Annotated in this window: 26 protein-coding genes; 19 read left to right on the plus strand and 7 right to left on the minus strand. The window is 69.3% G+C overall.

Annotation, left to right across the window (positions count from 1 at the left end; genetic code table 11):
* Window positions 1-17: 17 nt before the first annotated feature.
* Entirely contained in the window at window positions 18-1010 is a 993-nt protein-coding gene (locus NQK81_RS26640; protein WP_257483676.1) for a DUF3558 family protein, read from the plus strand.
* On the opposite strand, the gene lhgD is transcribed toward NQK81_RS26640, so the two are convergent.
* On the minus strand, window positions 1007-2191 hold the full coding sequence (gene lhgD, locus NQK81_RS26645) for an L-2-hydroxyglutarate dehydrogenase (RefSeq protein WP_257483677.1): 1185 nt from the start codon (window positions 2189-2191) through the stop codon (window positions 1007-1009). The two genes, NQK81_RS26640 and lhgD, sit on opposite strands and share 4 nt — an antisense overlap.
* Window positions 2192-2271: 80 nt before the next feature.
* Here lhgD and NQK81_RS26650 point away from each other — a divergent pair, with 80 nt between their 5' ends.
* Window positions 2272-2868 (plus strand): TetR/AcrR family transcriptional regulator, encoded by a 597-nt coding sequence (locus NQK81_RS26650; RefSeq protein ID WP_257483678.1) that lies wholly within the window; start codon window positions 2272-2274, stop codon window positions 2866-2868.
* Entirely contained in the window at window positions 2865-3353 is a 489-nt protein-coding gene (locus NQK81_RS26655; protein ID WP_257483679.1) for a nuclear transport factor 2 family protein, read from the plus strand. Before NQK81_RS26650 ends, NQK81_RS26655 begins: the two co-directional genes overlap by 4 nt.
* A gap of 62 nt (window positions 3354-3415) precedes the next feature.
* Here the strand turns inward: NQK81_RS26655 and NQK81_RS26660 are convergent, their stop codons facing one another.
* Both NQK81_RS26660 and NQK81_RS26665 read right to left on the minus strand, forming a co-directional pair.
* A complete protein-coding gene (locus NQK81_RS26660; RefSeq protein WP_257483680.1) occupies window positions 3416-4966 on the minus strand; it encodes an MFS transporter in 1551 nt (516 codons plus the stop codon).
* On the minus strand, window positions 4963-6054 hold the full coding sequence (locus NQK81_RS26665; protein ID WP_257483681.1) for a C45 family peptidase: 1092 nt from the start codon (window positions 6052-6054) through the stop codon (window positions 4963-4965). Before NQK81_RS26665 ends, NQK81_RS26660 begins: the two co-directional genes overlap by 4 nt.
* Before the next feature lie 151 nt (window positions 6055-6205).
* Here NQK81_RS26665 and NQK81_RS26670 point away from each other — a divergent pair, with 151 nt between their 5' ends.
* Complete coding sequence (locus NQK81_RS26670) at window positions 6206-6424, plus strand: hypothetical protein (RefSeq protein WP_257483682.1); 219 nt, start codon at window positions 6206-6208, stop codon at window positions 6422-6424.
* Window positions 6421-7089, plus strand: coding sequence for a hypothetical protein (locus NQK81_RS26675; protein WP_257483683.1), 669 nt, complete (start codon window positions 6421-6423; stop codon window positions 7087-7089). The genes NQK81_RS26670 and NQK81_RS26675 overlap by 4 nt, the downstream gene beginning before the upstream one ends.
* Window positions 7090-7252: 163 nt before the next feature.
* Here NQK81_RS26675 and NQK81_RS26680 read toward each other — a convergent pair whose 3' ends face one another.
* Entirely contained in the window at window positions 7253-10363 is a 3111-nt protein-coding gene (locus tag NQK81_RS26680) for an AfsR/SARP family transcriptional regulator (protein ID WP_257483684.1), read from the minus strand.
* 103 nt (window positions 10364-10466) lie between these two features.
* On the opposite strand from NQK81_RS26680, the gene NQK81_RS26685 reads away from it, so the two are divergent.
* The 4 genes from NQK81_RS26685 to NQK81_RS26700 are packed head-to-tail and all read left to right on the plus strand — an operon-like array spanning window position 10467 to window position 14373.
* Window positions 10467-11597 (plus strand): DegT/DnrJ/EryC1/StrS family aminotransferase, encoded by a 1131-nt coding sequence (locus NQK81_RS26685; RefSeq protein WP_257483685.1) that lies wholly within the window; start codon window positions 10467-10469, stop codon window positions 11595-11597.
* Window positions 11598-11604: 7 nt separating this feature from the next.
* The gene (locus NQK81_RS26690) at window positions 11605-12537 is read left to right on the plus strand and encodes an NAD-dependent epimerase/dehydratase family protein (protein WP_257483686.1); all 933 of its coding nucleotides are present in this window, start codon (window positions 11605-11607) and stop codon (window positions 12535-12537) included.
* Window positions 12538-12563: 26 nt separating this feature from the next.
* A complete protein-coding gene (locus tag NQK81_RS26695) occupies window positions 12564-13760 on the plus strand; it encodes a glycosyltransferase family 4 protein (RefSeq protein WP_257483687.1) in 1197 nt (398 codons plus the stop codon).
* Window positions 13747-14373: an acyltransferase gene (locus tag NQK81_RS26700; protein WP_126732461.1), complete on the plus strand. Its 627-nt coding sequence runs from the start codon at window positions 13747-13749 to the stop codon at window positions 14371-14373. The genes NQK81_RS26695 and NQK81_RS26700 overlap by 14 nt, the downstream gene beginning before the upstream one ends.
* Here the strand turns inward: NQK81_RS26700 and NQK81_RS26705 are convergent, their stop codons facing one another.
* A complete protein-coding gene (locus NQK81_RS26705) occupies window positions 14374-14985 on the minus strand; it encodes a hypothetical protein (RefSeq protein WP_257483688.1) in 612 nt (203 codons plus the stop codon).
* Between the two features lie 181 nt (window positions 14986-15166).
* Here NQK81_RS26705 and NQK81_RS26710 point away from each other — a divergent pair, with 181 nt between their 5' ends.
* From NQK81_RS26710 to NQK81_RS26725, 4 genes are all read left to right on the plus strand, one after another.
* On the plus strand, window positions 15167-15742 hold the full coding sequence (locus NQK81_RS26710) for a Uma2 family endonuclease (RefSeq protein WP_257483689.1): 576 nt from the start codon (window positions 15167-15169) through the stop codon (window positions 15740-15742).
* Window positions 15743-15817: 75 nt separating this feature from the next.
* Window positions 15818-16387 carry a copper resistance CopC family protein gene (locus NQK81_RS26715; protein ID WP_257483690.1) on the plus strand — a complete coding sequence of 190 codons (570 nt, stop codon included), beginning with the start codon at window positions 15818-15820 and terminating at the stop codon, window positions 16385-16387.
* Window positions 16388-16449: 62 nt separating this feature from the next.
* Entirely contained in the window at window positions 16450-16959 is a 510-nt protein-coding gene (locus NQK81_RS26720; protein WP_126732456.1) for a SigE family RNA polymerase sigma factor, read from the plus strand.
* The gene (locus NQK81_RS26725) at window positions 16956-17702 is read left to right on the plus strand and encodes a hypothetical protein (protein WP_257483691.1); all 747 of its coding nucleotides are present in this window, start codon (window positions 16956-16958) and stop codon (window positions 17700-17702) included. The genes NQK81_RS26720 and NQK81_RS26725 overlap by 4 nt, the downstream gene beginning before the upstream one ends.
* 16 nt (window positions 17703-17718) lie before the next feature.
* On the opposite strand, the gene NQK81_RS26730 is transcribed toward NQK81_RS26725, so the two are convergent.
* Together NQK81_RS26730 and NQK81_RS26735 are read right to left on the minus strand one after the other, a co-directional pair.
* Window positions 17719-18678: a Gfo/Idh/MocA family protein gene (locus NQK81_RS26730; RefSeq protein WP_192747475.1), complete on the minus strand. Its 960-nt coding sequence runs from the start codon at window positions 18676-18678 to the stop codon at window positions 17719-17721.
* Complete coding sequence (locus tag NQK81_RS26735) at window positions 18675-19781, minus strand: DegT/DnrJ/EryC1/StrS family aminotransferase (protein ID WP_257483692.1); 1107 nt, start codon at window positions 19779-19781, stop codon at window positions 18675-18677. The genes NQK81_RS26730 and NQK81_RS26735 overlap by 4 nt, the downstream gene beginning before the upstream one ends.
* A gap of 158 nt (window positions 19782-19939) precedes the next feature.
* Here NQK81_RS26735 and NQK81_RS26740 point away from each other — a divergent pair, with 158 nt between their 5' ends.
* From NQK81_RS26740 to NQK81_RS26765, 6 genes are read left to right on the plus strand one after another with little or no spacing between them, the layout of a single operon-like run.
* Entirely contained in the window at window positions 19940-20671 is a 732-nt protein-coding gene (locus NQK81_RS26740; RefSeq protein WP_257483693.1) for an acyl-ACP--UDP-N-acetylglucosamine O-acyltransferase family protein, read from the plus strand.
* Between the two features lie 10 nt (window positions 20672-20681).
* Window positions 20682-20921 carry an acyl carrier protein gene (locus NQK81_RS26745; RefSeq protein WP_034309750.1) on the plus strand — a complete coding sequence of 80 codons (240 nt, stop codon included), beginning with the start codon at window positions 20682-20684 and terminating at the stop codon, window positions 20919-20921.
* Window positions 20921-21646, plus strand: coding sequence for an SDR family NAD(P)-dependent oxidoreductase (locus tag NQK81_RS26750; protein WP_257483694.1), 726 nt, complete (start codon window positions 20921-20923; stop codon window positions 21644-21646). The genes NQK81_RS26745 and NQK81_RS26750 overlap by 1 nt, the downstream gene beginning before the upstream one ends.
* The gene (locus NQK81_RS26755; RefSeq protein WP_257483695.1) at window positions 21646-23043 is read left to right on the plus strand and encodes an AMP-binding protein; all 1398 of its coding nucleotides are present in this window, start codon (window positions 21646-21648) and stop codon (window positions 23041-23043) included. Before NQK81_RS26750 ends, NQK81_RS26755 begins: the two co-directional genes overlap by 1 nt.
* Window positions 23040-24092, plus strand: coding sequence for a LuxE/PaaK family acyltransferase (locus NQK81_RS26760; protein WP_257483696.1), 1053 nt, complete (start codon window positions 23040-23042; stop codon window positions 24090-24092). The genes NQK81_RS26755 and NQK81_RS26760 overlap by 4 nt, the downstream gene beginning before the upstream one ends.
* Window positions 24089-25330, plus strand: a complete 1242-nt coding sequence (locus NQK81_RS26765) for an acyl-CoA reductase (protein WP_257483697.1) — start codon at window positions 24089-24091, stop codon at window positions 25328-25330. Before NQK81_RS26760 ends, NQK81_RS26765 begins: the two co-directional genes overlap by 4 nt.

The raw sequence follows: 25330 nt of genomic DNA on the forward strand, positions 1-25330 counted from the left end.
TGAGGGGAAGAGGACGCATGCGGTTTCGGAATTCGCTCGCGATCGGGCTGGCGGTGCTGACGCTCGGCGGCTGCACGTCGGTCGTCGGCGGTACGGCGTCGCCGGTGCCGGGGCAGGGGCCGGTCATCACGAAGGCCGAGCCGTGCAAGCTGCTCTCGCAGGAGCAGGCGGAAGCCATCGGGGTCACCTTCCCCGGCAAGGAGCGTCCGGCGGACAAGGCCCGGAAGATCCCCGGGACCTGCCGGTATCCGGAGCTGGAGGACGCGCCCGACGGGGTCACGCTGGAGGTGTCGCAGAGCTTCGACCTCTCGCTGGTCGACTACGTCAGCGGCGCGCTCCCCGGCGAGAAGTTCGGCATCGGCGGGTTCACCTGGACCCGGTACGCGTCCATCTTCGGCCCGAGCCACTGCTCGCTGATGACCGAACTCGACCCGAAGACCTTCGTCGAGATCACCAGCGAGGCGCCCGGCGAAGACGTCACCAAGGCCTGCGACCTGGCGAAGGCCGCGGCTCCCGCGGTCGCGTCCCACCTGCCGGGCGGACAGCCGAGCCCGCCGCTCACCGCGCCTCCCGGTCAGAAGCCGATCGAGCCCTCCGGGCCGCTCATGACCGTCGATCCGTGCTCGCTGCTCAAGCCGGAGCAGGTGACGCCGTTCAACCTCCAGCCCGCGCGGCCGATGAACGGTTCGTCGAGGGATCCGAAGAACGGCTGCCAGTGGGACGACAACGACGGCGACAAGGGCAAGAAGGCGCTCGACCTGTGGATCTACACGGCGACGAAACTCGAGGACGTCCCCGGTCTCGACGGCACCCCGGTCGAGCAGATGGTGGCGGGCAAGAAGTGGTTCGTCTACTCGAGCCCGGACAGCCCGATCTGCGTCGCGATGCTGCCGGTCACGGAGACGTCCTCGGTAAAGGTCGACACCGGTGACCTCAGCGACAACGCCAAAGCCTGCGAAATCCCGCAGGCCGTGATGCCGCTGGTGACCGGGAACATGCCCGCCTTCTAGCCGGTCAGTTCGTCGGCGATGTGCTTCGCGATCTCCAGTGCGCTGGTCGCCGCCGGTGAGGGCGCGTTGAGGACGTGCACCTGGTTCCGCGCGGTCTCGATCAGGAAGTCGTCGACGAGCGCGCCGTCCGGGCGCAGCGCCTGCGCGCGGACACCGGAGCCGTGCCGCACGATGTCGTCCTCGGTGACGGCGGGGACGAGCCGCGCGAGGCTTTCGGCGAAGCGGCGGCGCGAGAACGAGCGGCGGACCTCGTCGAGCCCGGTCGGGTACGCGTACTTGCGCGCGAGCCGCCAGACGCCGGGGAAGCGGGCGACCTCGGCGAGGTCCTTCGCCGAGATGTCGCGCCAGGTGTAGCCCTCGCGGCGAAGCGCGAGCACGGCGTTGGGGCCGGCGTGCACGCTGCCGTCGAGCATGCGGGTCAGGTGCACGCCGAGGAACGGCAGCGACGCGTCCGGCACCGGGTAGATCAGGCCGCGCACGAGATGGCGGCGTTCCGGCTTCAGCTCGTAGTACTCGCCGCGGAACGGCACGATCCGTGCGCTCGGGGTCAGCCCGGCGAGCCGCGCGACGCGGTCGGCGTGCAGGCCCGCGCAGTTGACGAGCGCGTCCGCGTGGATCACGTCGTCACCGGTCGCCACGTCGACGCCGCCCGTGCGGCCGGGCCGGATCCCCAGCGCGGGCGTGCCGAGGCGCAGGTCGGCGTCGGCTTCGTCGAGCAGCCGCACGAGGGCGGTGCAGACGCCCGCGAAGTCGATGATGCCGGTGGATTCCACGCGCAGCGCGGCGACGCACGAGACCTCGGGTTCGTACTCGCGGGCCTCGCTCGGCGTGATCAGCTTCGCCGGGACGCCGTTCGCCTCGGCGCGTTCGGCGAGCACTTTCAGCGCCGGAAGCTCCGTTTCGGAGGTGGCGACGACGAGTTTGCCGCAGACCTCGACCGGCACCCCGTACTGCCGGGCGAAGTCCACAATGGACCGGTTGCCCGCGGTCGCCATCCTGGCCTTGAACGAACCCGGCTTGTAGTAGAGCCCCGCGTGCACGACGTTCGAGTTGTGCCCGGTCTGGTGGGCCGCCCAGTGGTCCTCCTTCTCGAGCACCGTGACGTCCAGACCACGTTTGGTCAGCTCCCAGGCGGTGGCGAGACCGACGATCCCGCCTCCGATGACTACGACTGTGCGCACGATCGACCAGGTTACCCGGAGCGCTACCTGACAGCCGTCAGGTTCGGTGGTAGCGTACCTAACCGATGTCAGGTAAGCGCTTGAGCAGGGAAGAACGCCGGGAGCGGATCCTCGCCGCGGCGGCGCGGGTGTTCGCCGCGTCCGGCTACGACGCGGCCGGGATGCGCGAGGTCGCGACGGCCGCCGGCATCAGCACACCCGTTCTCTACGACCACTTCCCGTCCAAGGCCGAGCTGTACGCCGGGCTTCTGGAGTCCGAAGTGGACAGCCTGCTGGCCGGCTGGGCGGAGCTGCCGCCTTCGGGCACCGCCGAGGAGCTGCTGCGTGGCCGCGTGGCGGCGATCTTCGCCTGGATGGAGACGAACGAACGCGGCTGGCGGATGATCTTCGCCGAGACGCCGTCCGACGAAGCGGTCGCCGAGGTGCACCGGCGCGGGCAGGCCAGGGCCACGGGGCAGCTGACCGAGGTGTTCGCCGGTGTCCCCGGCCTGGCACTGACCGCGGACCTGCCGCGCGACCGCGCGAACGAAGCGCTCGCCGAAGCGGCGAAGAGCGCACTGAACGCCATCGCCACCTGGTGGTGGAGCAACCGCGACATCCCGCGGGAGCAGGTCGTCGCGCTCACCGCGGATCTGTTGTGGCGCGGGCTGGGGAACCTGATCCAGGAGGACACATGAGCATCGAAACCACCGAGCGATACCGCCGCGCCCTCGAAACCCGGGACGTCGAACTCGCGCTGAGCGCCTTCGCGCCGGACGCCGTCGTGCGTTCGCCGTTGACGAGCCGGGTGCGGTTCACCGGGCACGCGGAACTCAGGCCGCTGCTGGAGGTCGCGTACTCGCATCTGCGGGACGTCCGGTTCCACACCGACACCGGCGACGAGGCGACGCGGGTCGTCGTCTACACCGCGCGCATCGGCGGCGAGGAGATCGAAGAGGCGGCGGTGCTGAAACTCGGCGAAGACGGGCTCATCGCCGAAGTGACGCTGTTCGTGCGGCCGCTGCCGGGGCTCGTCGCGCTGATGGACGCCTTCGGCCCGGACATCGCCCGCCGCAACGGCCGCACTTTCGCGGCCCGGCTGCTCAAGGTGGCCGCGAAACCCTTGCTGGCCATGGTCCGGTCCGGTGACAAACGCGCGGTCCCGCTGGCCGGCCCGCGCTGACGATTGCGCGTGAAGGCCCCCTTCCCTCGGCTCAGCCGAGGGAAGGGGGCCTTCACGCGCAATCAGGACACAGCCACAGGAGCCGGGGCCGGAGCCGGTTCGTCCTCAGGGTCTTCGAGGACCTTCGGCACCCCGCGCAACGTGAACAGCGCGCTCACCGCCAGCAACGCCATCAGCGCCGCCGAGCACAGCATCGTCACCTGCAACCCGTCGACGAACGCCGACTTCGCACTCGCCAAGACCAGCGCACCCTGTTCCGGCGGGAGTTGCGCCGCGACCTGGACGGCGCCGCCGAGCGTGTCCGAAATCGCCGCCGACGCTTCCGGCGGCACACCGGCCGGGAGGACGAGTTCGTTCCGGTACAGCGCGCCGAGCACACTGCCGAGGACCGCGATCCCCAGCGCCCCGCCGAGTTCGGTCGCCGTCTCGGAGATCGCCGACGCCGCGCCCGCCCTGGCCTTCGGCACGACGCCGAGCACCGTGTCCGTCGCGACGGAGAGGATCAGCGACAGCCCGACCCCGAACACGATCATCGCGGCGAGCAGGTCGGTGTAGACGATCGTCACGCCGACCGCCGAGTACAACGCGAACCCGACCGCCGACAGGGCGCAGCCCAGCCCGATGGTGACCGCGCGCCCGAAGGCCTTGATCGCCAGCGGCGCGAGGACGCCGCCGAGGATCGCGCCGCCCATCCCGGGCAGCCCGGCGAGCCCGGACTTCAGCGGCGACCAGCCCGCCACCAGCTGCAGGTACTGCGCGAACATCAGCGAGACCGCGAGCTGCGCGAACATCGCCAGGATCGTGGTGCCGACGGTCGCCGAGAACGCCCGCTGGGCGAACAGCTTCAGGTCCATCAGCGGTTCGGCCAGCCGCGGCTGCCGCAGGACGAACGCCAGCAGGCAGCCGATGCCGAGCACGGCGGCGACCGCGACGTCCCAGTGTCCCCAGCCCTTGTACGCGATTTCCTTGATCGTGTAGACGATCCCGACCATGCCGACGAGCGAGAGCAGCACGCTGGGCACGTCGATGCGATGGGACACCGGGTTCTTCGACTCGGGCAGGATCAGCGCGCCCGCGATCACCATGACCACGACCACCGGCACGTTGACCAGGAACACCGAACCCCACCAGAAGTGGTCGAGCAGGAAACCGCCGACGAGCGGCCCCATCCCGAAACCGAGGATCGTCAGCCCGCTCGAAACCCCGATCACGGCCGCGCGTTCCTTGCCGGTGAACACGTTCCGCACGATCGACAGCGTCGACGGCATCAGCGTCGCGGCGGCGATCCCGAGCAGCGCGCGGGCGGCGATCAGGAGTTCCGCCGTCGGCGCGTACGCCGTGATCACCGAGGCGACACCGAACAGCGAAGCCCCGATCAGCAGCAGCTTCTTCCGCCCGACCCGGTCGCCGATGTTCCCCATCGTGATCAGCAGCCCGGCGAGGGCGAAACCGTACGCGTCGGCGATCCACAGCAGTTCCGTCGTCGACGGGTGCATCTGTTCCGAAAGCGACGGCAGCACCAGGTGCAGCACGGTCAGGTCGATCGCGATCAGCAGCTGCGCCAGCACGCAGACCGCGACGGTGCCGATCTTGCGGCCCTTGCCGATGTTCACCGCGAGACCCCGAAGGTGAGCTCCGGCGTGTGCCGCGCGGTGCCGTTCTCGCCGTCACCCAGGTAGAACCGGGTGCTCAGGGTGCGGGCCGACGGGTCGAGGACGCTGCGCCACAACGTCCGCCACGGCGCGCCGGGCTCGACCGCGAAGGCCACCGTGTCGAGCGCGTCCCGCGTTCCGGAGTCCGCTTCCTTGGTGATGGTGCGAAGCCGCTCGTAGGTGCGCATGGTCTCCGGGTTGTCCTCGGGCAGCGCGTCGAGATCCGGATGACGGTGCAGCAGGTGGTTCGTGACGCACAGCGGGCCGTCGGCCACCTCGACGAAGTACTCGACGTCGTGCGCTCCGCGTTCGTAGACGAAGCCGCGGCCGGAGGTGTCGGCGACGATGTAGTGGCAGGGCGCGCCGTGCGCGTACTGCTTGGCGAGCATCAGCGCTTCCTTGGCCTCTTCGACGGTTTCGCAGGTGTCCAGCAGATACCGGCACACCTGCAGCACCGACAGGCCCGCCTGCGGACCGTGGTCCAGCGGCATGGCCGTCTCGACCTCGGCCATCAGCAGGGTGACGACGAGCCCGGCCTCGTTGACCCCCTCCGTTCCACCGTCCATTGTGGACATGGTGAGCGAGGTCGACGCGATGCCGTCGTCGGGGATCGTCGTCAGGACATAGGGCCGTGACGCCATCGGGACGGTCCCGTCGTCGACCGGCTCCTCACCGGCCAGCACCGCACCCAGCTGAGTCCAGCTCATGGTGAAGAAGTCGTAGTTGCGGCCGAGCTCGCTTCCCGTCCAGAGCGCCGAACAACCCGATCCGGGGGGCAAGGCACTCGCGTCGTCGAAGGAGACCGCCGCGTCGGCGGGGAACCCGTGTGCCTCGGCGAACCCGGCCGTGCGCGCCGCGTACTGAGGCCAGTTCCGGGCGAACCAGGTACGCCGCGCCTTGGCCACGATCGGATCGAGTGACGGCGGCGACCAGTCCGAGCGCGCCTTCACCTCGGCGCCGAGGGCATGGCCGATTTCGGCCTGGGAGCCGCGCAGCGTCAGATGCCGCACGGCGAGGAAGTCTTCGGGAGAACCGGCTACGTAGGTCATGCCCCGGAGGGTGTCCGCCGCCGCTGACCGTCCACGCACCGAACGCTGTCAGTGCCTGACGGTGGTGTCAGTGCTTGTCAGTGTTGTCATCGGAATGTCATGTGCCCCGCGCGAAAGTGGTCCCACCAGGCAACGACAAGCGAGGGAAACCATGCTCAGCAACAAGGTGTACATCATCGGCGGGGCCGTCCTCAGCGTCCTCTTCGTCGCGCTCGCGATGGTCGAGTTCTCCACCGGCTACCCGGACGACGGCCTGCAGGACCTGCTCTACGCCGCCGTGAGCGCCGGCGCCGGCGCGCTGCTGTACGTCCTCGACCGCCGTCAGCGCGAGCGTCGCGCGGCCGCCGAAGCGCAGCGTGACGCCCGATGAGGAACATCGACGGCGGCTTCCTCGCCGCACCCGACCAGGCCTCCCTCCAACGCCGCGAGCAGGACGTGCGCAAGGGCAAGCTCGCGCTGATGCTGGCCGTGATCGGCGGGTTCGTCGCGCTGGTCGCCGGCTACAACGTCGTCGCCGACTTCTCCCCGGTTTCGCTGGTGGTGACGATGCTCGGGCTGGCCGCCGCGATCGGCGGCGGGCTGCTCACCAAACACCTGATGCGCGCCGTGCGGTTCCGGGTGCACAAACCGAACGCGGGCCTGGTCGGCGCCGCGAAGCTGACCGGGATGGTGGTGGTCGTCCTCGGCTTCATCGCACTGGTCGGCTCGCTGGAAGGGCCCGGCGTGCTGCGGATCATCGCGATCGCCGTCGGCTGCGCGGCCATCGGCTACGTGAAATCGCTGCACGACCAGCAATGGGTGCTCTTCGAACTGGACGCGGTCGGCGTCCGGATCGAGCGGACGGTCGTGCCGTGGCGTGACGTCACCCGGCTCACCATCGACCCGGTCGGCCCTGGAATGACCCGCCTGGGCGCGGTCCCGGTCAACGCCGCACCGTTGTACGTCGCGGTCCAGGACAGCGAGCTCGACCAGCGGCTCCTCGCCGAGGCCGTCGGCCGCTTCGCGCCGCAGGGCACGCAGCTGACCCGCGCCTAGGCACCCGACGGGGCTATGACCGTCCACAAGGGACCAGGGGTGCCCGTCGACCGTGTCGCGAAAGCCACTTTCGGGACATCAGGCGTCGCGAAAGTGGCTTTCGCGACACGGGTGCCGGCGGCGAGGTGGGCTTCGCGCCGCAGGGCACGCAGCTGACCCGCGCTTAGGCCAGCTGAGCGGCACCCCGCAGGCCGAGCCCGCGGCGGTAGGCCCGGTCGAAGTCGTCACCGAGCCGCTCGCGCACGGTCGTCCTGAGCAGGGCGGCGTCCAGATCGACGGCGAACGGGGTGCCCCGGATGGTCACCGCCGCGCCGATCAGGACCGCCGCCCGCTCGGCGTCACCCCGCACCAGCGCGACCCCGGCGAGACCCTCGACGGCGCAGGCCATGGTGGTGCTGTCGTGCCAGCGGTCCGCCGACACCAGCGCCAGCCGGTGCAGCTCCTCGGCCCCGTCGGCGTCACCTTCGGCGGCCAGGACCCAGCCGAGGGAGATCTTCGCGCCGGCGCGAACTCCTTCGGCCGCGAACGAACCACCGGAACACTCCGAGAGCGCGCGTTCGCTCAGCGCGCGAGCCGCCGCCAGGTCGCCCTCGTGCCGGGCGAGGAACGACAGACCGACGTACCCGGCCGCCCGGCTCTCGGGCATCCCGGCGCGGCGCGCGATCTCGATGGCGAGTTCGAAATCCGCCCGCGCGCCCGCCGCGTCGCCGTGGAGCAGCTTGCTGCCGCCGCGACGGCACAGCAGGTCCGCGTTGTCGTCGGAAGCGCCGAGCTCCCGCATCAGCCGCAAGGCCTCGTTCATCGTTTCGAGGGCTTCGGCCTGCCGGTTCGTCCAGATCAGGATCTGGGACAGATGGTCGAGGGCCATCGAAAGGCCCCAGCGTTCCCCGATCGAGCGGAACGCCTGCGCCCCTTCGAGCAGGAACTCTTCCGCCGTGTCGAGTTCGCCCTGCATCAGCGCGCGGAGGCCGTAACCGGTCGGAGCGAGGGCGAGGCTCCAGGCATCGCTGTTCGCCAGCAGCACCCGGCTGCGTTTGATCAGCGCGTCGTCGTCACCGGGCGGGCCGGACACGACGCCCATCAACAGCAACAGTGCCGGGTTCCGGGGCGCCTTGGCGATGTTCAGCATGAGGCCGTCCACCAACGGCAAATGCCGGTCGAGCGCCTCGTGCCCCCGCAGTCCCGCGGCGGCGGTGAGCACACAGAGCTGGTACTCCTCTTCGAGACCGTCCGGCGCCCGTTCTCCGAGCCGTTTGACCACTTCCAAACACAGCGTCGAACCCTCGAAGCGGCGACCGCGCATCCACCAGTACAGCACCAGCGCAGCAGAAAGCCGGAGCGCGATCCGTACGTCGGATTCGGCGGCCCAGCGCAACACGGCCAGGAGATCGTCGTAGGCGGCGTCGAGCCGAGCGAGCCAGACCAGCTGGTCGCCGGTGCGCAGCATCGGATCGGCTTCCTCGGCGAGGGCGAGGAAATGCTCGGCGTGCGCGCGCCGCAAGCGCTCGGTTTCACCCGCTTCGGCGAGTTTCCCGGCGAAGAAGGCCCGGATGGTTTCGAGCATCCGATACCGGTCGCCGGTGCGCTCGACCAGCGATCTGTCCACAAGGGACGGAAGCAGCTCCGCGATGTCCGGCACGGCGCAGACCGCTTCGGCGTCGGCCAGGGTCGTGCCGCCCGCGAAGACGGTCAGCCGCCTGGCGAGCAGGCGTTCGTCCTCGTCGAGTAGATCCCAGCTCCACTCGACGACGGCGCGCAGGGTGCGATGACGGCTCTCGGCGGCCCGGCTGCCCCGCGAGAGCAGCCCGAACCGGTCGTCCAGCCGGGACGCGATCTCGCCGACCGGCAGGGTCCGGACCCGCGCGGCGGCGAGCTCGATGGCCAACGGCAGCCCGTCGAGCGCGGCGCAGACCCGCTGGACGTCGCCCGCGGTGTCGTCGTCGACCACGAAACCCGGATCGCCTGCCCGCGCGCGGTCGGCGAACAGCCGGACCGCGGCGAACTCCAGCGACCGGGCGGGCGGCGTGCCCGGCGGCGGCACGGCGAGCCGCGGCACGGGGGAGACGACCTCGCCGGTGATGCCCAGCGGTTCACGGCTGGTGGCGAGCACCCGCAGCGCGGGGGCCGCGCCGAGCAGCCGGGCGGCCAGCTTCGCGGCGGCCTCGATCAGGTGCTCACAGTTGTCGAGCACCAGCAGGACCGCCCGTTCGGACAGCGCGTCGATCAGCCGCTCCACCGGCGCGTTCTCCACCGGCGCGGTGACCGTCCCGAGCGGGACCGTCCGCAGGCCGAGCGCGGTCAGCACGGCGTGTGCGACGTCCGCGTCCTCTGTGTACGGAGCGAGCTCGACGAAGACCGCGGGGAGGTCCACGGCGGCCGCCGTCTCGATGGCCAGCCGCGTCTTGCCCGCTCCGCCCGGGCCGGTCAGCGTCACCAGCCGCGAGCTCTCCAGCCTGTCGAGCACGTGCCGGAGATCGCCTTCGCGGCCGATGAAGCTGGTGAGCTGCGCCGGGAGCGCCGCGGAAGTGGCCTTCACAGGCGTCTCGCCGCGAAGCACGGCCAGATGCGCGGCGGCGAGCTCCGGCCCGGGGTCCGTGCCGAGTTCGTCGGCGAGGACGCGGCGGGCGTCCTCGAACGCGGTGAGCGCGTCGGCCTGCCGTCCGGCGGCGTGCAGCGCGCGGATCAGCAGTGCGCGGGGCCGTTCCCGCAGCGGCTGCTCGTCGATGACCTCGCGAAGCTCGGCGAGGACGTCTTCGTGTTTTCCCAGCTTGAGCTCGGCCTCGACGCGGTCCTCGATCGCCGACGTCTTCAGCTCGTTCAGCCTGGTGACCTGGGGATCGCGGAACGGCGCGTCGGTGATGTCCGCGAAGGCCGGGCCACGCCAGAGCCCGAGAGCGTCGCGAAGCAGTTCCGCCGCCTTCGCGGCGTCTCCCGCCGCGAGCGTGCGCCGTCCCTCGGCGGCGAGCCGCTCGAACCGGTGCACGTCGACGTCGTCGGGGTCCACGGCGAGCCGGTAACCCGCCGGGCTGAACTCGATGGGCGCGAGCTCCTTTAGCGCGCCGCGCAGCCGCGAGACCTGCGATTGCAGCGCATTCGCCACCCCTTCGGGTGGTTGTTCGCCGTAGAGACCGTCGATGAGGCGTTCCGCCGGGACGATCCGGCCCGCCTCCAGCGCGAGCAACGCGAACAGCGTCCGGACCCTGGGCCCGCCGATCGGAACGGTGGTGCCGTCGTCGCGGCGCACCTCCGTCGCCCCCAGCACGCGGAATCGCATGCCGTAACCCTAGGGCGTCATTGACCTGGGTGGATCCAGCCCGCCCGAACTACGCCGATCGGCGTCTATACACTTCGCCGGGTCCCCACGCAATGGGAGAGGTATGTCTGAGCAGGAACCCGTCGTTCTGGGTCAGCCGACCGTCGGCGACGAAGAACTCGCCGCCGTGGCGGAGGTCTTCCGGTCCGGCTGGCTGGCCGGAGCCGGCCCCGCGTGCCGTCGTTTCGAGGAACGCTTCGCGAAGACCGTCGGCACCGCGCACGCCCTGACCACCAGCAACTGTGGCTCGGCACTCTTCCTCGGGCTGCGTGTGCTCGGCGTGAAGCCGGGCGACGAGGTCATCGTCGGCGACTACACGTTCCCCGCCACCGGCCACGCCGTGCTCCAGGCCGGCGCGACCCCGGTGTTCGCGGACATCCGCCCCGACGTCTGGAGCGCCGACCCGGCGTCGATCGAAGCCCTGATCACCCCGCGCACGGTCGGCATCCTCGCCGTCGACGTCGCCGGGCAGCCCGGTGACTTCGACGAATACCGCGCCATCGCCGACAAGCACGGCCTGTGGCTGTTCGAGGACGCCGCCTGCGCCGCGGGCGCGACGTACAAGACCCGCCCGGCAGGCAGCCTCGCCGACCTGGCCGCGTTCTCCTTCCACGGCCGCAAGGGAATCACCGCGGGCGAAGGCGGCGCGCTGGTCTCGGACCGCGAAGACCTCATCGCGCACGCGCGCAAGCTGCACACCTACGGCATCGAGCCCGCCATCACCCGTGAGGGTTCCGGCGCGCTGCCGATCCCGGAGTTCCACGAGCTGGGCTACAACTTCCGGCTCTCGGACGTGCAGGCCGCGATCATGAACGTCCAGCTGGACCGGCTCCCGGACCTGCTCTCGGCCCGCCGTTCGGTGGCCAAGCGCTACCACGAGGCGTTCGAGAATCTGCCCGGTCTCGACGTCCCGGTGGAACTGCCGGACCGCGAGCACCCATGGCAGGCCTACATCCTCACCGTGGCCCCGGAGATCGATCGCGACGCGCTCGCGCTGCGGATCCGCGAGCAGGGCGTGCAGTGCAACTTCGGCACGTACGCCTCGCACCTGCAGCCCATCTACGGCAAGAAGCAGACCTTGCCGGTTTCGGCGGACCTCTTCGCCCGTCATCTCGCCATCCCGATGCACGCCAACCTCACCGATGCCCAGGTCGACCGGGTCATCGGGACCGTCAGCGCCGCACTGCCGAGCTAGGAGAGAAATGCCCGACAAGAAGGTCCTCTTCACCGGGGGCGGCGGTTTCATCGCCGCGCACGTCATCCCGATGCTGATCGAGGGCGGCTACACCGTCCGCGTCTTCGACAACATGACCCGCGGCGACCGCGCCCGGATCAACGAGTTCGTCGCCACCGGCAAGGTCGAGCTGGTCGAGAAGGACGTCCGGTACGGCGGCGCCGTGCGCGAGGCCATGCGCGGCTGCACGCACGTCATCCACTTCGCCACCGTGTCGATCAACAAGTCGGTCGCGGACCCGCACGAGTCCATCGACATCAACATGGTCGGCAACCACAACGTCTTCGCCGCCGCGGCGGACGAGGGTGTCGAGCGGCTGGTGTTCGCCTCGACCGCGTCCGTCTACGGCGACCCGAAGCGGCTGCCGATGCACGAGGACGACGAGCTCAAGCCGCTCACGCCGTACTGCATCTCGAAGCGCGCGGGCGAGGACATGCTCGGCTTCTACGAGCGCACCAAGGGCCTGTCCTGGAACGCGCTGCGCTTCTTCAACGTGTACGGCCCCGGCCAGAAGATCGAGGCCTACTACACGTCGGTGATCAACCACTTCATCCAGCGCCTGCGCGCCGGCCAGCCGCCGATCATCGACGGCCGCGGCGACCAGTCGATGGACTTCGTGCACGTCACGGATCTGGCCCGTGCCGTGGTCGCGGCGCTCGAGTCGGAGAAGGCGAACCTGCCGATCAACATCGGCACCGGGATCGACACCTCCATCGCGACGCTGGCGAAGATCCTCATCGACGCCGTCGGCGTCAACGTCGAGCCGCTGTTCAACGAGCGCGACGTGCTGGTCTCGCGCCGCGCCGCCGACATCACCCGCGCCCGCGAGGTTCTCGGCTGGGAGCCGAAGATCTCCGTGGAAGAGGGCATGTACGAACTGGTGAAGGCTTCGGAGGGATGACCGCCGGGCCAGGGGAGAGCCGCCCCATGCGTATCGCCGTGGTGAACAACTTCTTCCCGCCGAGGGTGGGCGGAAGCGCGCACATGGCGGCGTCCCTGGCCGAGCAGTACGCGGCGCGCGGGCACGAGGTGCTCGCGATCACCGCCGCGTACGCCGACGCCCCGGCCGACGAGACGAAGGACGGCTACCGCGTCGTCCGCCTGCCCGCGGTGAAGATGCCGCAGCTGGGCCTGTCGATCGACTTCGACATGAGCTTCGCCTCGCTGCGGCCGGGGAACTGGCGGCGGCTGTGGAAGCTGCTGGACGAGTTCAAGCCGGACGCCGTCCACCTGCACGGGCAGTTCTTCGACCTGTCGTGGCTGGCCGGGCTGTACGCGCGGCGCCACAAGCTGCCGATGCTGCTGACCATCCACACACTGCTGATCAGCGACAACAAGCTGTACGGCGGGGTTTTCCGGTTCCTGGACAAGGTGCTGGTGAACCCGATCCTGCGCTACCTCAAGCCGCGCTACGTCATCCTCGACAAACTCGGGGTCGACTACTGCGTCGAGCGCTACGGCACGAGCGACGCGAACTCGGACTACTTCCCGATCGCCGTCGACACGGGGAACTTCGAAAAGCCTTTGACGAAGGATGTGCGGGCGGAGCACCAGCTGGGCGACGGCCCGGTGATCGTCTCGCTCGGGCACGTGATCCCGCTGCGCAACCGGCTCCCGCTGGTCGAGGCGCTGCCGTCCATTTTGGACAAGCACCCCGGTGTGAAGGTGGTCGTCGTCGGCCGCGTCTACCACGACGTCTTCCTGAAGCGGGCGGAAGAACTCGGCGTCGCGGACGCCATCATCGTGACCGGCGCCGTGCCGAAGGCCGACGTCCCCGCGTACTTCGCCGCCGCCGACATCGTCACGCACGACCTCAACGGCGGCTGCGGCACCGCGTCGCTGGAGGCGATGCTTTCGGGCACCGCGACCATCGCGTCGGTCACCGAGGACAACTACCCGGGCATCGAACTGCGCAACGGCGAGAACATCCTGCTGGTGCGGCCCGACGACAGCGAGGCGGTGGCGAACACCGTCATCGAGTTGCTCGACGACCCCGAGAAGCGGGCTTTGGTGGCACAGCGGGAAAGCGCGATGGTGCGGGCCAACTTCGGCCTCGACGTCGTCGCCGAAGAACACCTGCGTACCTTCGAGAAACTGGTGACCGAGGCCGATGTTCTTCGATGACGAGCGCAGCAACCGCCTGCGCCCGCAGATCCTGACCGAACTCGTCTCGCAGTACATGAACGACGCCGAGCGCGCGAAGTTCTACGGGCTGCCGGAGTCGACGAGGGTCCGCGAACGGGTCAAGATCATCAGCCCGGAGAACCTGAAGATCGGCGAACACTGCTGGATCGGCGAAGGCGCCGCGCTCGACGCGAGCGGCGGGCTGGAGATCGGCGAGCACACCAGCATCGGGCTCAACACGCTGATCTTCACGCATTCCAGCTGGCTCGCGAACATGACGCTGCAGAACCACTCCGGCAGCGACCTCATCGAACGCAAACCCGTGAAGATCGGCAAAGGCTGCTTCATCGGCGGCCTCGTGGTGATCATGGCAGGCGTCACGATCGGCGATTTCGCCACCGTGCAGCCGAATTCCGTGGTCGCCAAGGACGTCCCGCCGCGCACCCTGGTCGCGGGCAACCCCGCGCGCGTGTTCCAGAAGTACGACGACGAGTACATCCAGTCCGAAGTGGAGCGTGTGCGCGCCGAGAACGCGCGGCGGCGGGCGCTGGCTGAGGAGCGCGGGGACACGCCGGGGGCTTGGGGAGCTCCGGCGGGCGACTTCACGGAGTAGTCAGAGCCGGTCGGCCATCAGCTTCGCCAGCGAGGCGTAGACGTCGGTCCTGGTCTCGTACATGTACAGCGTCGCGACCCGTGTTTCGCCATGGCTACGCTTTCCCACGGTCACCAGAACGTTGAGGTCCGGCCCGTCGGTGGGGATCCCGCACCACAAGGCCTGCTCGCCGACACCAGGAAGCTGGGTGACCGGTTGCTTGCATTCCTTCGCGAGCTTGTCGATCGTGGTATGGGGCGGCTGGTTTCCGGGGATCGCCGCGACGAAGAGTTCGGCCGATTTCCCGTACTTTCCCTTGGGGTCGTCGAAGGCGCACCGATAGGCCTTGCCGGCGCCGACCCGTTCGGCTTCACCTTCGTTGGCGACCAGATCGTCCGATTTCCCGATCACTTGAAGGAACTCGATCGGGCTCAGCACGGGGCAGGCCGCGGTGATTTTGGCGAGGGGCGTCGGTGGTGGCGTGGTGCTGGGTGCCGTGCTGACGGCCGGTTTGCTCGATGACGACGGCGGTGCCGTCGAGGTCGGCGCGGGCTCGATCGCGGCGCCACTGGAGCAAGCCGTGACGGCGAACAGCAGGCATGTGGTGGTGAGGATTCCCCTCGATCTGTGCACGTCGGGAAGGTATCCGAAGCGGGTTTGAGCGGCCAGGCAATTCTTCCCGAGGTCGTTCGACAATCGGCTACTTGCCTCTTTGCAACTCCTCACCGTAACGAGTCGCTACTTTCCGTGGTGCTACGTTCTTCGAGAAACCGTGGGAAGATGGCCTGGTGATCACCGGCGAAGGAGGAGTTCGATGAGTGTCGTGCAATGGCCTCACCGCCTCCTGACGCTCGACGACTGGGCCGCGCTGCCGGAAGACCCGGAACACTGCGCAGAAGTCGTCGAAGGAGTGCTGGTCGTGGCCCCCCGGCCGATGTCGTTCCATCAGCTCGCGGTCACTCGCCTGGGCTACCTGCTCAATGAACAGTTGCCTGAAGCGCTCATGGCTCTTTCGGAAGCCGAGTTCATTGTCTCGGAAGTCCCGTTGACGATTCGAGTCCCGGACGTTCTCGTGGCGGCGACTGAGTTCGTGGAAAGAAACCCGGCACGGTACGCGGCTGAAGACGTGCGGCTGGTCATCGAGGTGCTGTCCGTGGGCACCGTCCGCACCGACCGGGTCACCAAGTTCTCCGAGTACGCCGAAGTGGGCATCGAGCATTACTGGATCGTCGACCTCGAAGAACCGGCGAGTATGACCACCTACCGTTTGATCGACGGCGAGTACGAGAACTTCGGCGAGCACACCGGCAAGGTGAGCCTCGACCTCGACGGCACCCCGCTCACCCTCGACCTCGACGCGCTGACCACCCGCCACGCGCAGCGCCCCTGAGCGCCCTCGGAACCACCGCACCACCGAGCCCGACTACTAGGCTCGACGGGAGTCCCCGGGTGAGAAGGGTGTCAGATGAGGTTCAAACGGTTCGGCGCGTCGTTGCTGGTCACCGGGTTGGTCCTGCTGGGCGCCGCGTCCCCGGCGCTGGCCCACTCGGAGCTGAAGAGCAGTGACCCGGCGAGGGGCGCTTCGCTGGCGACGCCGCCCACGCAGATCAAGCTGACCTTCTCGGGCCCGGTCACCCTGGCCGACGACAACCCGATCCAGATCACCGGCCCCGAGAACGCCTCGTGGACGGTCGGCCGGGCGGAGGTCGCCGGATCGGTCGTCACGGCGCCGGTCAAGGCCGTCGGCCCCGCGGGCGAGTACACCCTCCGCTACAAGGTGACCTTCGAGGACACGCACGCCGCGAGCGGCTCGGTGAAGTTCAACCTCAGCGCACCCGCACCCGCGGCCTCCCCGAGCCCGTCGAGCAGCCAAGCCCCGGCCCCCGCCCCGGCGAGTAGCGCCGACCCGGCACCGCAGGCCGCCGGGACCACGCCCGAGAACCTGGTGCCGGCCTGGGTGTGGATCGTTCTCGCCATCGCGGCGGTCGCGGCCGGTGTCGTCGTGGCGCTCCGGTTCACTCGCCGGAAGAACTGAGAACGACAGCGGCCGAGGCAACCTTTCAGGTGGTCAACCGTCGAACGGAGATGAGGACCAGGGTGGCTCGCGGCGATGACGAGTTCGTCGAGTTCGTGCGGAACTCGGCGACTCGTCTCCAGCATGCGGCCTACCTGCTCACCAGCGACCGTCATCAGGCCGAGGACGCCACCCAGACGGCGCTCGCCAAGACGTACGCGGCCTGGTCGCGCGTACGCCGCAAGGACGCCTACGCCTACGCGCGGCAGGTCCTGGTCAACCACGTCATCGATGGCTGGCGGCGGCCGATCCGCGAGAACGCCACGGAGGACATCCCCGAGCAGCCGAGCGGTATGGACGTCGCCGGTGCCGTCGTCGAGCGGAAATGGCTGCTCGACGCGTTGCGTACGCTCACAGACCGGGAAAGGGCCGTCGTGGTGCTCAGGCACTTCTTCGATTTGAAGGAATCCGACGTGGCCGGCGAACTGGGTGTCTCGATCGGCACCGTGAAGAGCACCAATTCCCGCGCCCTGAGCAAGCTGCGGATCACCGCGGAGGACGGCACGGAACTGATCGGGGGGCTGGGACGATGACCGACCTCGAAACGCTGCGTTCGGCCTTGCGGGAACCGCCCGCCGGAGGGTTCGCCGAGCCCGACCTCGACGCGATCATGACCAAGGGAAGGCGTATCCGCCGTCGTCGCCGTCTCGCGGCCGGCGGGGGCGGGATCGCGGCCGCCGTGGTGACGGTGCTGGTCATCGTCGGCGCGGTCGCGCTCAAGGAACCGGCTCAGCGCCCGCTTCCGCCTGCGGCGAGCGCGCCGGTCACGAGCTCGCCCGTTCCGCCGCAGCCCGCCCCGGCGAGCCCGACGATCACCGCGGCTCCGGCGGATCAGCCGTTCGGTGAGGCGATCCCACTCGGGGTCAAGGGAGAAGGCGGCCGTGAGCTGGTGCTCTACGCCTTCGCGATCGAAGAGCCGCGGATGCCGGACGTCAGGTTCGGCCTCCAGGTCGCGTACCGAAGCCAGTCGGGTGAGTACGACGCGCTCCTGGCCAGCAACGAGTTCAAGGGATCCGATCGGTCGTTCGGCTTCCACGCGGTGGACGGCGGCGACGTGATCCGGGGGACGTTCGTGCCCGTGTTCGGCTACTTCGCCGGGCCGGCGGCGCGGATCACCAGCACCGTCCGCGGGAAGCCGGTCGAGGCCAAGGCGATTCCCTGGAGCGAGGATCCGTCGGTCGTCATCTTCTGGTTCGACGGCGCCCAGGTGGAGTCGGCCGGAGTGCTGACCCCCCTCGTCGCGTACGACGCGAAGGGCCAGCGCCTCACCAAATAACGCGAAATGCGAGAGATCAGGCAGCGGCCTGCGTCAGCACCTGGTCGACGACGGCGTGCGACGGCAGGATCAGGTCCCGCTCGGTGCCGGCGTCGATCTTGCCTTCGAGCAGGTCGACGAACCGGTCCAGCTGCGTCGCGAGCGGCTCGCGCGCGGTCACCAGCTCCGGGATCTCGATGACGGTCTGCTGGCGGTAGCCGAGGCCGTCCTCGGTGACCGAGTCGTGCGACACGTGCCGGTAGATGGTGACGTCGCGGCGGAGCAGGTCGATCTCGATCATGCGGTCCAGTTCGGACACCCAGAGCGAGCGGACCTTGCGCTGGCCGAGGCGCGACGCGGAAACCGTGGCGAGCCCGGATTCGAACGACAGCACCGTCTCGATGGTGTCCTCGGCGCCTTCGACCGAGCTCGGGTGGAAGTAGCCCGCGCCGGAGGCGACCCGCTGCGGGGTCGCACCGCCGAAGAACTGGATCGCCAGGTCGACGTCGTGCACCAGCAGGTCCCACGCGACACCGGTCTTGATCCGCGGCGCGTACGGGCCGTGGCGGCGGGCCATCAGGTGGATCGGCTCGTTGACCAGCGCCCGCGCGGTCATCACGGCCGGGTTGTAGCGCTCCAGGAGCCCGCACATCAGCGGGACGTCCTTCTTCGCCGACAGCCCCACGATCTCCTGGGAGAATGCGAAGCTGTTGCACACCGGCTTCTCGACCAGCATCGGCTTGCCCTGGCCCAGGATCTCCTGCGCCAGCTCGTAATGCGCCTCGGTGGCCGAGGCGAGCACGACGGCGTCCACATCGGACAGAGAGCCGATTTCGGGCGTCCACTGGGTTTCGTACCGATCGGCGACCTTGCGGCCCGCCTCTTCACGCGGGTCGATCACGCGGACGAGGTCCACGCGCTCGTTCGCGGCGAGGACACGGGCGTGCAGCGAACCCATGTTCCCGGTGCCGATGAGGGCGATCTTGTGGGTGCTCATGCGCCGAGTACCTCGCGAACCGTTTCGATGATGGTGTCCAGGTCGGACTCGGAAAGGTGCGGGTGCACCGGCAGGGAAAGCGCCTGCGCGGCGACGGAAGCGGCCACCGGGAAGTCCTCGACCTTCGCGTCGGGGATCAGCGGGTTGTTCCGGTAGCAGTCGTAGTCGAAGACGATCTTCGGGTAGTAGATCCCGTTGCCGATGCCGCGTTCGGTGAGGGCGGCGGCGAGTTCGTCACGCGAGAGGAAGGCGTGCGGGCCGACCAGCACGGTGTACTGGTGCCACACGTGCTCGCGGCCCGGCAGGACCTGGGGGAGGTCGAGGCCGGGGGTGCCGGCGAGGCCTTCGGTGAGGCGCTTCGCGTTGGCCTGGCGGGCGGCGGTGAGCTGGTCCAGCTTCTCCAGCTGCGGGATGCCGACCGCGGCGTGCAGGTCGGTCATCCGGTAGTTGTGCCCGGCGACCTCGTACTGGTACCGGGCGCGCATGCCCTGGTTGCGCAGGACCCGCAGGCTGTCGGCCAGCTTGTCGTCGTCCGTGGTGATCACGCCGCCCTCGGCGGTGGTCACGTTCTTGGTGGCGTACAAGGAGAAGCAGCCGATCCCGAACGAGCCGGACGGCTTGCCCTGGAACGACGCGCCGACGGCCTGCGCCGAGTCCTCGATGACCTTGAGACCGTGCTCGGCGGCCAGCGGCGCGAGCTTGCCCATGTCCGCGGTCTGCCCGTAGAGGTGCACCGGCATGAGGACCTTGGTGCGGTCGGTGATCGCGGCGGCCACGGCGTCCGGGTCGATCGCGAAGTCGTCGCGCCGGATGTCGGCGAAGCGGACGGTCGCGCCGGCTTCCAGGATCGCGTTCAGCGTCGCCACGAAGGTGAACGGCGAGGTGACGACCTCGTCACCCGGCTGAAGGTCGAGCGCCTGGATGGCGGCGACCAGCGCGGTGGTGCCGTTGTTGACGGCGATCGCGTGCTTCGTGCCGGAAACGCTCGCGAACGCGTCCTCGAAGCGCTTGACCATCGGTCCCTGTGCGATGGCGCCGGATCGCAGCACCTCGACGACGAGGTCCTCCGCGTCACGGACGTCGACCACGGTAATGGGGATCATCTGCAAGTCTCTCTCGACTGGGCGTTCTGGTGCGTCCGGTACAGTGAGCCGCCGGTTCTGCGCCCGGCCGCCCGCTCTGGCGCGGGCCACACGTTACCGGGACCGCCGAAGCGCCCATTACCCCAGGCTGTCTCCAGCCACGACGAACGGAACTTCACGTGGTGAACCGCATCCACCCGACAGCAGTCATCGGCGAGGGTGTCGAGCTCGGCGAGGACAACGTCGTCGGACCGTTCACGGTCATCGTGGGCCCGGCGCGGATCGGGGACGGCAACTGGATCGGCCCGCACGTGACCATCGGCACCCCCGGTGAGGACCGCGGCCGCGAGCACCCGGCCGCCTGGGAGGCCGCGCCGAACGGTGATCCCGATCACGACGGCCACGGTGTCGTCATCGGCAGCCGGAACCGGATCCGCGAGTACGTCAGCGTCCACCAGGGCACCTGGCGCACCACCAGCATCGGCGACGGCGGCTACTTCCTCCGCGGCTCCCACATCGCCCACGACTGCGTCGTCGAGGACGCCGTCACGGTCGCTTCGAACGTCATCACCGGCGGCCACTGCCACATCTGGTCCGGGGCGAACCTGGGCATGGGCGCGATCCTGCACCAGCGGGTCGTGGTCGGCCCCGGCGCGATGGTCGGGATGGGCTCCGCGGTCCGCAAGGAGGTGGGCGCGTTCACCATCGCCGTCGGCAACCCCGCACGGGTGACGGGCGTCAACACCGTGGGGTTGTCCCGCCGCGGCCTGGACGAGGCCACCATCGAGGCACTGGGGCCGTGGCTGAAGGGTAAGGCCGGTCTCCCTGAGGACGGGCTGGCCGACCGGCTGCCCGGCGACCTCTCTACCTTGGTGAAGGCGTGGGACGCCCGTCCGCGCGAAGAGCATTAGGAGTTCAACGATGGCGGAAGTCGCCGGCAAGCTGCGTGAGGTCTTCGTCGAGGCGCTGGACCTCGATGGCGACGTCGACGTCGAGAACCTGAAGTACCGCGACATCGAGGCCTGGGACTCGGTCGGTCACATGGCGCTGGTCGCGGCCATCGAGGACGAGTTCGACGTGGAGTTCGACACCGATCAGGTGATCGACATGTCCAGCTTCAAGGTCGCCGTCGACATGGTGACCGACCTCCAGTCCAAGTGATGCTGGACGGGAAGGTCGCCCTGGTCACCGGCGGGACCCGGGGGATCGGGCTCGCGACCGCGCGGGCGCTCGCCGAGGCGGGCGCCACCGTGGTGCTGACCGGCCGCGACGAGGCGAAGGCCAAGGAAGCGGCGGCCGCGGCGGGGGCCGCGAGCGGGCTCGCTCTCGACGTCACCGACGCCAAGGCCGTGTCGACGCTGATCCGCGGGGTGGCCAAGGAGCACGGCAAGCTCGACATCGTGGTCGCCAACGCCGGGATCATGGAGGACGCGCTCCTCGGCATGATCCGCGAGGAACTGGTCGACACCACGCTGAGCACGAACGTCGCCGGCACACTGCACACCGTCCAGGCCGCCGCGCGGGCGATGATGAGGAAGAAGACCGGGGCGATCGTGGTGCTGGCCTCGATCGTCGGCGAGCACGGAAGTGCTGGTCAGACGGTGTACGCGGCCTCGAAGGCGGCGGTGGCGAACATCGCGCGTTCGGCCGCGAAGGAGCTCGGCCGCTCCGGGATCCGGGTCAACGCGGTGGCGCCCGGCGTCATCGACACCGATCTGACCTCGGGCCTGACCGAGGACGCCAAGGCCGAGAACATCGGCAAGACCCCGCTCGGGCGGCTCGGCACGCCCGAAGACGTGGCGAACGCGATCCGGTTCCTCGTCAGTGACGACGCTTCGTTCATCACCGGGCAGGTGCTGGGCATCGACGGAGGCTTGGTTCTGTAATGACCCTTCTGGGTGTGGGTGCGCGACTGATCGACGTCACGAGCGGCAGGACGCTCGAGGGCGAGGAACTCGACACCGAGGTCACCCGCGTGGGTGCCGCGTTGTCGCTGCTGCCGCCGGGCGCGCTGTTCGCGCGGATGTCGGTGGACCTCGCCAGCGTCCTGAACTACCTCGGCGCGTTCGAGGCTGGCCGCGCGATCGCGTTGATCGACCCGGCGCTGGACGCCGACGTCCTGGCGGGGCTCATCGAGCGCTTCCGCCCGGCCGCCGTGCTGTCCGCGCCGGACGCGCCCGCCCCCGAGGGTTACGGCGTTTCCGACGGGCACTGGGTCCGGAAGTCCGCCGAAGGTGTCGAACCGCATCCGCATCTCGCGATCCTGCTGCCGACCAGCGGTTCGACCGGCAACCCGAAGCTGGTCCGGCTTTCGCGGGGCGCGGTGTTCGCCAACGCCGACGCGATCGCCGAGGTGCTCGGCATCGACCGCCACGAGATCGCGCCGACCAGCCTCCCGCTGCACTACAGCTACGGCCTGTCCGTGCTGAACTCGCACCTCGTCCGCGGCGCGACCGTCGTCATCGAGCCCTCCGGCGTGCTCGGACGCGGATTCTGGGACGCGGTCAACGAGCACAAGGTCACCTCGCTCGCGGGCGTCCCGTACCACTACGAGATGCTGCGCCGCCTCAAGTTCGACCCGGCCAAGTACCCGACGCTGCGCACGCTCACCCAGGCGGGCGGCAAGCTCCGCGACGACCTGGTCGCCCAGTTCAACGACAAGATCCGCGAGGTCGGCGGGCGGATGTTCGTCATGTACGGGCAGACCGAGGCCGCCCCGCGGATGACCACCGTCCCGGCCGAACGGCTCGCCGAGAAGCTCGGTTCGGCCGGGCCCGCGCTGCCCGGCGGCTCCTTCGCGATCCGGCGGGAGGACGGTTCCGAGACCACGCATCCGAAGATCGTCGGCGAGGTCGTCTACCGCGGGCCCAACGTGATGATGGGCTACGCCGAGGACGAGGCCGGGCTGGCCGCGGGCGACGAGTACGGCGGCGTGCTCGCCACCGGCGACCTGGGCTACCTCGACGAGGACGGCTTCCTCTACATCACCGGACGGCTCAAGCGGATCGGCAAGGTCTTCGGCAACCGGGTCAGCCTGGATGATCTCGAGCACGCCGTGCGTTCGGCATCGGTGGGGATCGACGTCGTGGCCGCCGTCCCGGCCGGGGACAAGGTCGTCCTGTTCGCCGAAGGCGCCGACAAGGACATCTGCAAGGACGCCGCGAAGGCGCTGTCCGAGCGGCTGCACCTGCACACGAGCGGGTTCGACGTCCGCCCCATCGACACCGTGCCGCTGCTGGCCAGCGGCAAGATCGACTACCGGTCGCTGGAGGCCCAGGTATGAGTGTGTTCACGCTTTCGCAGGCGGAGCGCGAGAAGCACCTGCTTCCGCAGCTCGCCGAACTGACCGCGCACCACCGTGAGAACTCCGAGGGCTACGAGCGCATCCTCTCGTCGCTCGGCATCGCGCGGGAGACGGAATTCGCGTCGATCGCGGACCTGCCGTGGCTGCCGGTGCGGATGTTCAAGACGCACGACCTGCGCAGCATCCCCGAGTCCGAGATCTTCAAGACGCTGACCTCCTCGGGCACCACCGGTGCGGGCGCGTCGCGGATCTACCTGGACAAGGCCGCGGCCGGCGCGCAGACCAAACAGCTCGGCGCCACGCTGCAGGAGGTCCTCGGCGGCGAGCGGCTGCCGATGCTGATGGTCGACACCATCGGCATCATCAAGAACCGCCGTTCGTTCTCCGCGCGCGGCGCGGGCGTGCTGGGCATGGCGAACTTCGGCCGCAAGCACACCTACGTGCTCGACGAGAACGACCAGCCGGACGTCGAGGCGGTCAAGACGTTCCTCGCGACCTACGGTGACAAGCCGTTCCTGATCTTCGGCTTCACCTTCATGGTGTGGCAGTACCTCTACGAGGTCGCCCGCGAGCACAAGCTGGACCTCTCCAACGGGATCCTGATCCACTCCGGCGGCTGGAAGAAGCTGATCGACCGCGCGGTGGACAACGCCGAGTTCCGCCGTCGCTTCAAAGAGGACACCGGGCTCACCCGGATCCACAACTACTACGGGATGATCGAGCAGATCGGCACCGTGTTCCTCGAAGGACCGTCCGGGAACTCGCTGTACTGCCCCGATTTCGCCGACGTCGTGATCCGGAACCCGGAGACCTGGGAAGAGCAGCCGGTCGGCGAACCCGGCGTGATCGAGGTCGTCAGCACGCTGCCGCACTCGTACCCCGGCCACGTCCTGCTCACCGAGGATCTCGGTGTCTACAACGGAATCGACGACGGCGACTGGCCGGGCAAGCACTTCTCGGTGATGGGCAGGCTGCCCAAGGCCGAGGCCCGCGGCTGCTCGGACACCTTCCAGGGAGCGGCGGCATGAGCCTGAACCAGCGTTTTCCGCTCGCGGAAGCGATCGAGGTCGACAAGCTCGTCGAAGAGCTGCGGGCCGAGCCCGTCGGCGGGCGGCTTCGCGTGGGCGACCCACGCGTCGTCGAATTCCTGACAAAGTTCGCGCGCAAGCTGCTCGCACCCGCGACCGCACGCCGCTTCCCGGAGCTGGCGTCGCTCGGTTTCTTCCTGCGCAAGGGAGAGATCGCCAAGGCACTGTCCACTTTGGAGACTTCCGGCGACGCGCTTCGGTTCCCGCGCGGACTCGTCTTCCACGTGCCGCCGGCTAACGTCGACACGATCTTCGTGTACTCGTGGGCGCTTTCGGCGCTGGCCGGTAACCACAACGTCGTCCGCGTGTCGTCGCGTTCGGCCGGCGCGGCGGAAACGGTGCTGGAGGCGCTGAACGCCGCACTGTCCGAAGTGGACGCCGACACCGCCGCCGCGATCACCGCGACCCAGCGCATGGTCACCTACGATCGCAGCGACGCGATCAGCGGCGCGCTCTCGGTCGCCGCGGATCTGCGCGTGATCTGGGGCGGCGACGCCTCGGTCGCCGCGCTGCGCAAGTATCCGCTCGCCCCGCACGCGCGCGACCTGACCTTCCCGGACCGGTCGTCGTTCGCGGTCGCGTCGGTGCGCGGCTGGCAGAACGCTTCCGAAGCCGAACGCCGCGGCGCGGCCGAGGGCTTCTACAACGACTCGTACTGGTTCGACCAGGCCGCCTGCTCGTCGCCGCGCGCGGTGTTCTGGGTCGGAGACGAAGACGGAGCCCGCGAAGCCGGACAGGAGTTCCGGAAGCTGCTCGCCGAGGTACTGGCGACGAAACAGCACGTCACCGAGCCCGCCATGGCCGTGCAGAAGCGGGTTTCGGCGTACGGTGCCGCCGTCGACGGGCTCGTGAACGGCATCGAGTTCCAGGGCAACGGCATCGCGACCCTCGAACTGGCCGACCCCGCGATCCTCCCGCGCGAATGGCTCGGCGCGGGTACTTTCGCCAACGCGCGCGTCGACACGCTTTCCGACCTCGTCCCGATCGTGCTCCGCAAAGATCAAACCGTCGGTCAATTCGGCTTCACCAAAGAAGAATTGACGGAATTCGTGACGGAATTGGCGGGCCGCGGCGTCGACCGCGTCGTTCCGTTCGGCTCGGCCCTGACGTTCTCCGCGATTTGGGACGGCTACGATCTGCTGACCGAGTTCAGCCGCTTGGTGACCGTACAGGCCTGA

Origin of the sequence: Amycolatopsis roodepoortensis (assembly GCF_024628825.1) — a bacterium.
In the GTDB taxonomy this organism is placed as follows: domain Bacteria; phylum Actinomycetota; class Actinomycetes; order Mycobacteriales; family Pseudonocardiaceae; genus Amycolatopsis; species Amycolatopsis roodepoortensis.

What these genes read in the sequence shown, in the direction of transcription:
- NQK81_RS26640 (WP_257483676.1), top strand. Translation starts at nt 18, where the DNA reads ATGCGGTTTCGGAATTCGCTCGCGATCGGGCTGGCGGTGCTGACGCTC.
- NQK81_RS26655 (WP_257483679.1), top strand. Translation starts at nt 2,865, where the DNA reads ATGAGCATCGAAACCACCGAGCGATACCGCCGCGCCCTCGAAACCCGG.
- NQK81_RS26665 (WP_257483681.1), bottom strand. Translation starts at nt 6,054, where the DNA reads ATGACCTACGTAGCCGGTTCTCCCGAAGACTTCCTCGCCGTGCGGCAT.
- NQK81_RS26670 (WP_257483682.1), top strand. Translation starts at nt 6,206, where the DNA reads ATGCTCAGCAACAAGGTGTACATCATCGGCGGGGCCGTCCTCAGCGTC.
- NQK81_RS26675 (WP_257483683.1), top strand. Translation starts at nt 6,421, where the DNA reads ATGAGGAACATCGACGGCGGCTTCCTCGCCGCACCCGACCAGGCCTCC.
- NQK81_RS26680 (WP_257483684.1), bottom strand. Translation starts at nt 10,363, where the DNA reads ATGCGATTCCGCGTGCTGGGGGCGACGGAGGTGCGCCGCGACGACGGC.
- NQK81_RS26685 (WP_257483685.1), top strand. Translation starts at nt 10,467, where the DNA reads ATGTCTGAGCAGGAACCCGTCGTTCTGGGTCAGCCGACCGTCGGCGAC.
- NQK81_RS26690 (WP_257483686.1), top strand. Translation starts at nt 11,605, where the DNA reads ATGCCCGACAAGAAGGTCCTCTTCACCGGGGGCGGCGGTTTCATCGCC.
- NQK81_RS26695 (WP_257483687.1), top strand. Translation starts at nt 12,564, where the DNA reads ATGCGTATCGCCGTGGTGAACAACTTCTTCCCGCCGAGGGTGGGCGGA.
- NQK81_RS26700 (WP_126732461.1), top strand. Translation starts at nt 13,747, where the DNA reads ATGTTCTTCGATGACGAGCGCAGCAACCGCCTGCGCCCGCAGATCCTG.
- NQK81_RS26710 (WP_257483689.1), top strand. Translation starts at nt 15,167, where the DNA reads ATGAGTGTCGTGCAATGGCCTCACCGCCTCCTGACGCTCGACGACTGG.
- NQK81_RS26715 (WP_257483690.1), top strand. Translation starts at nt 15,818, where the DNA reads ATGAGGTTCAAACGGTTCGGCGCGTCGTTGCTGGTCACCGGGTTGGTC.
- NQK81_RS26725 (WP_257483691.1), top strand. Translation starts at nt 16,956, where the DNA reads ATGACCGACCTCGAAACGCTGCGTTCGGCCTTGCGGGAACCGCCCGCC.
- NQK81_RS26730 (WP_192747475.1), bottom strand. Translation starts at nt 18,678, where the DNA reads ATGAGCACCCACAAGATCGCCCTCATCGGCACCGGGAACATGGGTTCG.
- NQK81_RS26735 (WP_257483692.1), bottom strand. Translation starts at nt 19,781, where the DNA reads ATGATCCCCATTACCGTGGTCGACGTCCGTGACGCGGAGGACCTCGTC.
- NQK81_RS26745 (WP_034309750.1), top strand. Translation starts at nt 20,682, where the DNA reads ATGGCGGAAGTCGCCGGCAAGCTGCGTGAGGTCTTCGTCGAGGCGCTG.
- NQK81_RS26750 (WP_257483694.1), top strand. Translation starts at nt 20,921, where the DNA reads ATGCTGGACGGGAAGGTCGCCCTGGTCACCGGCGGGACCCGGGGGATC.
- NQK81_RS26755 (WP_257483695.1), top strand. Translation starts at nt 21,646, where the DNA reads ATGACCCTTCTGGGTGTGGGTGCGCGACTGATCGACGTCACGAGCGGC.
- NQK81_RS26760 (WP_257483696.1), top strand. Translation starts at nt 23,040, where the DNA reads ATGAGTGTGTTCACGCTTTCGCAGGCGGAGCGCGAGAAGCACCTGCTT.
- NQK81_RS26765 (WP_257483697.1), top strand. Translation starts at nt 24,089, where the DNA reads ATGAGCCTGAACCAGCGTTTTCCGCTCGCGGAAGCGATCGAGGTCGAC.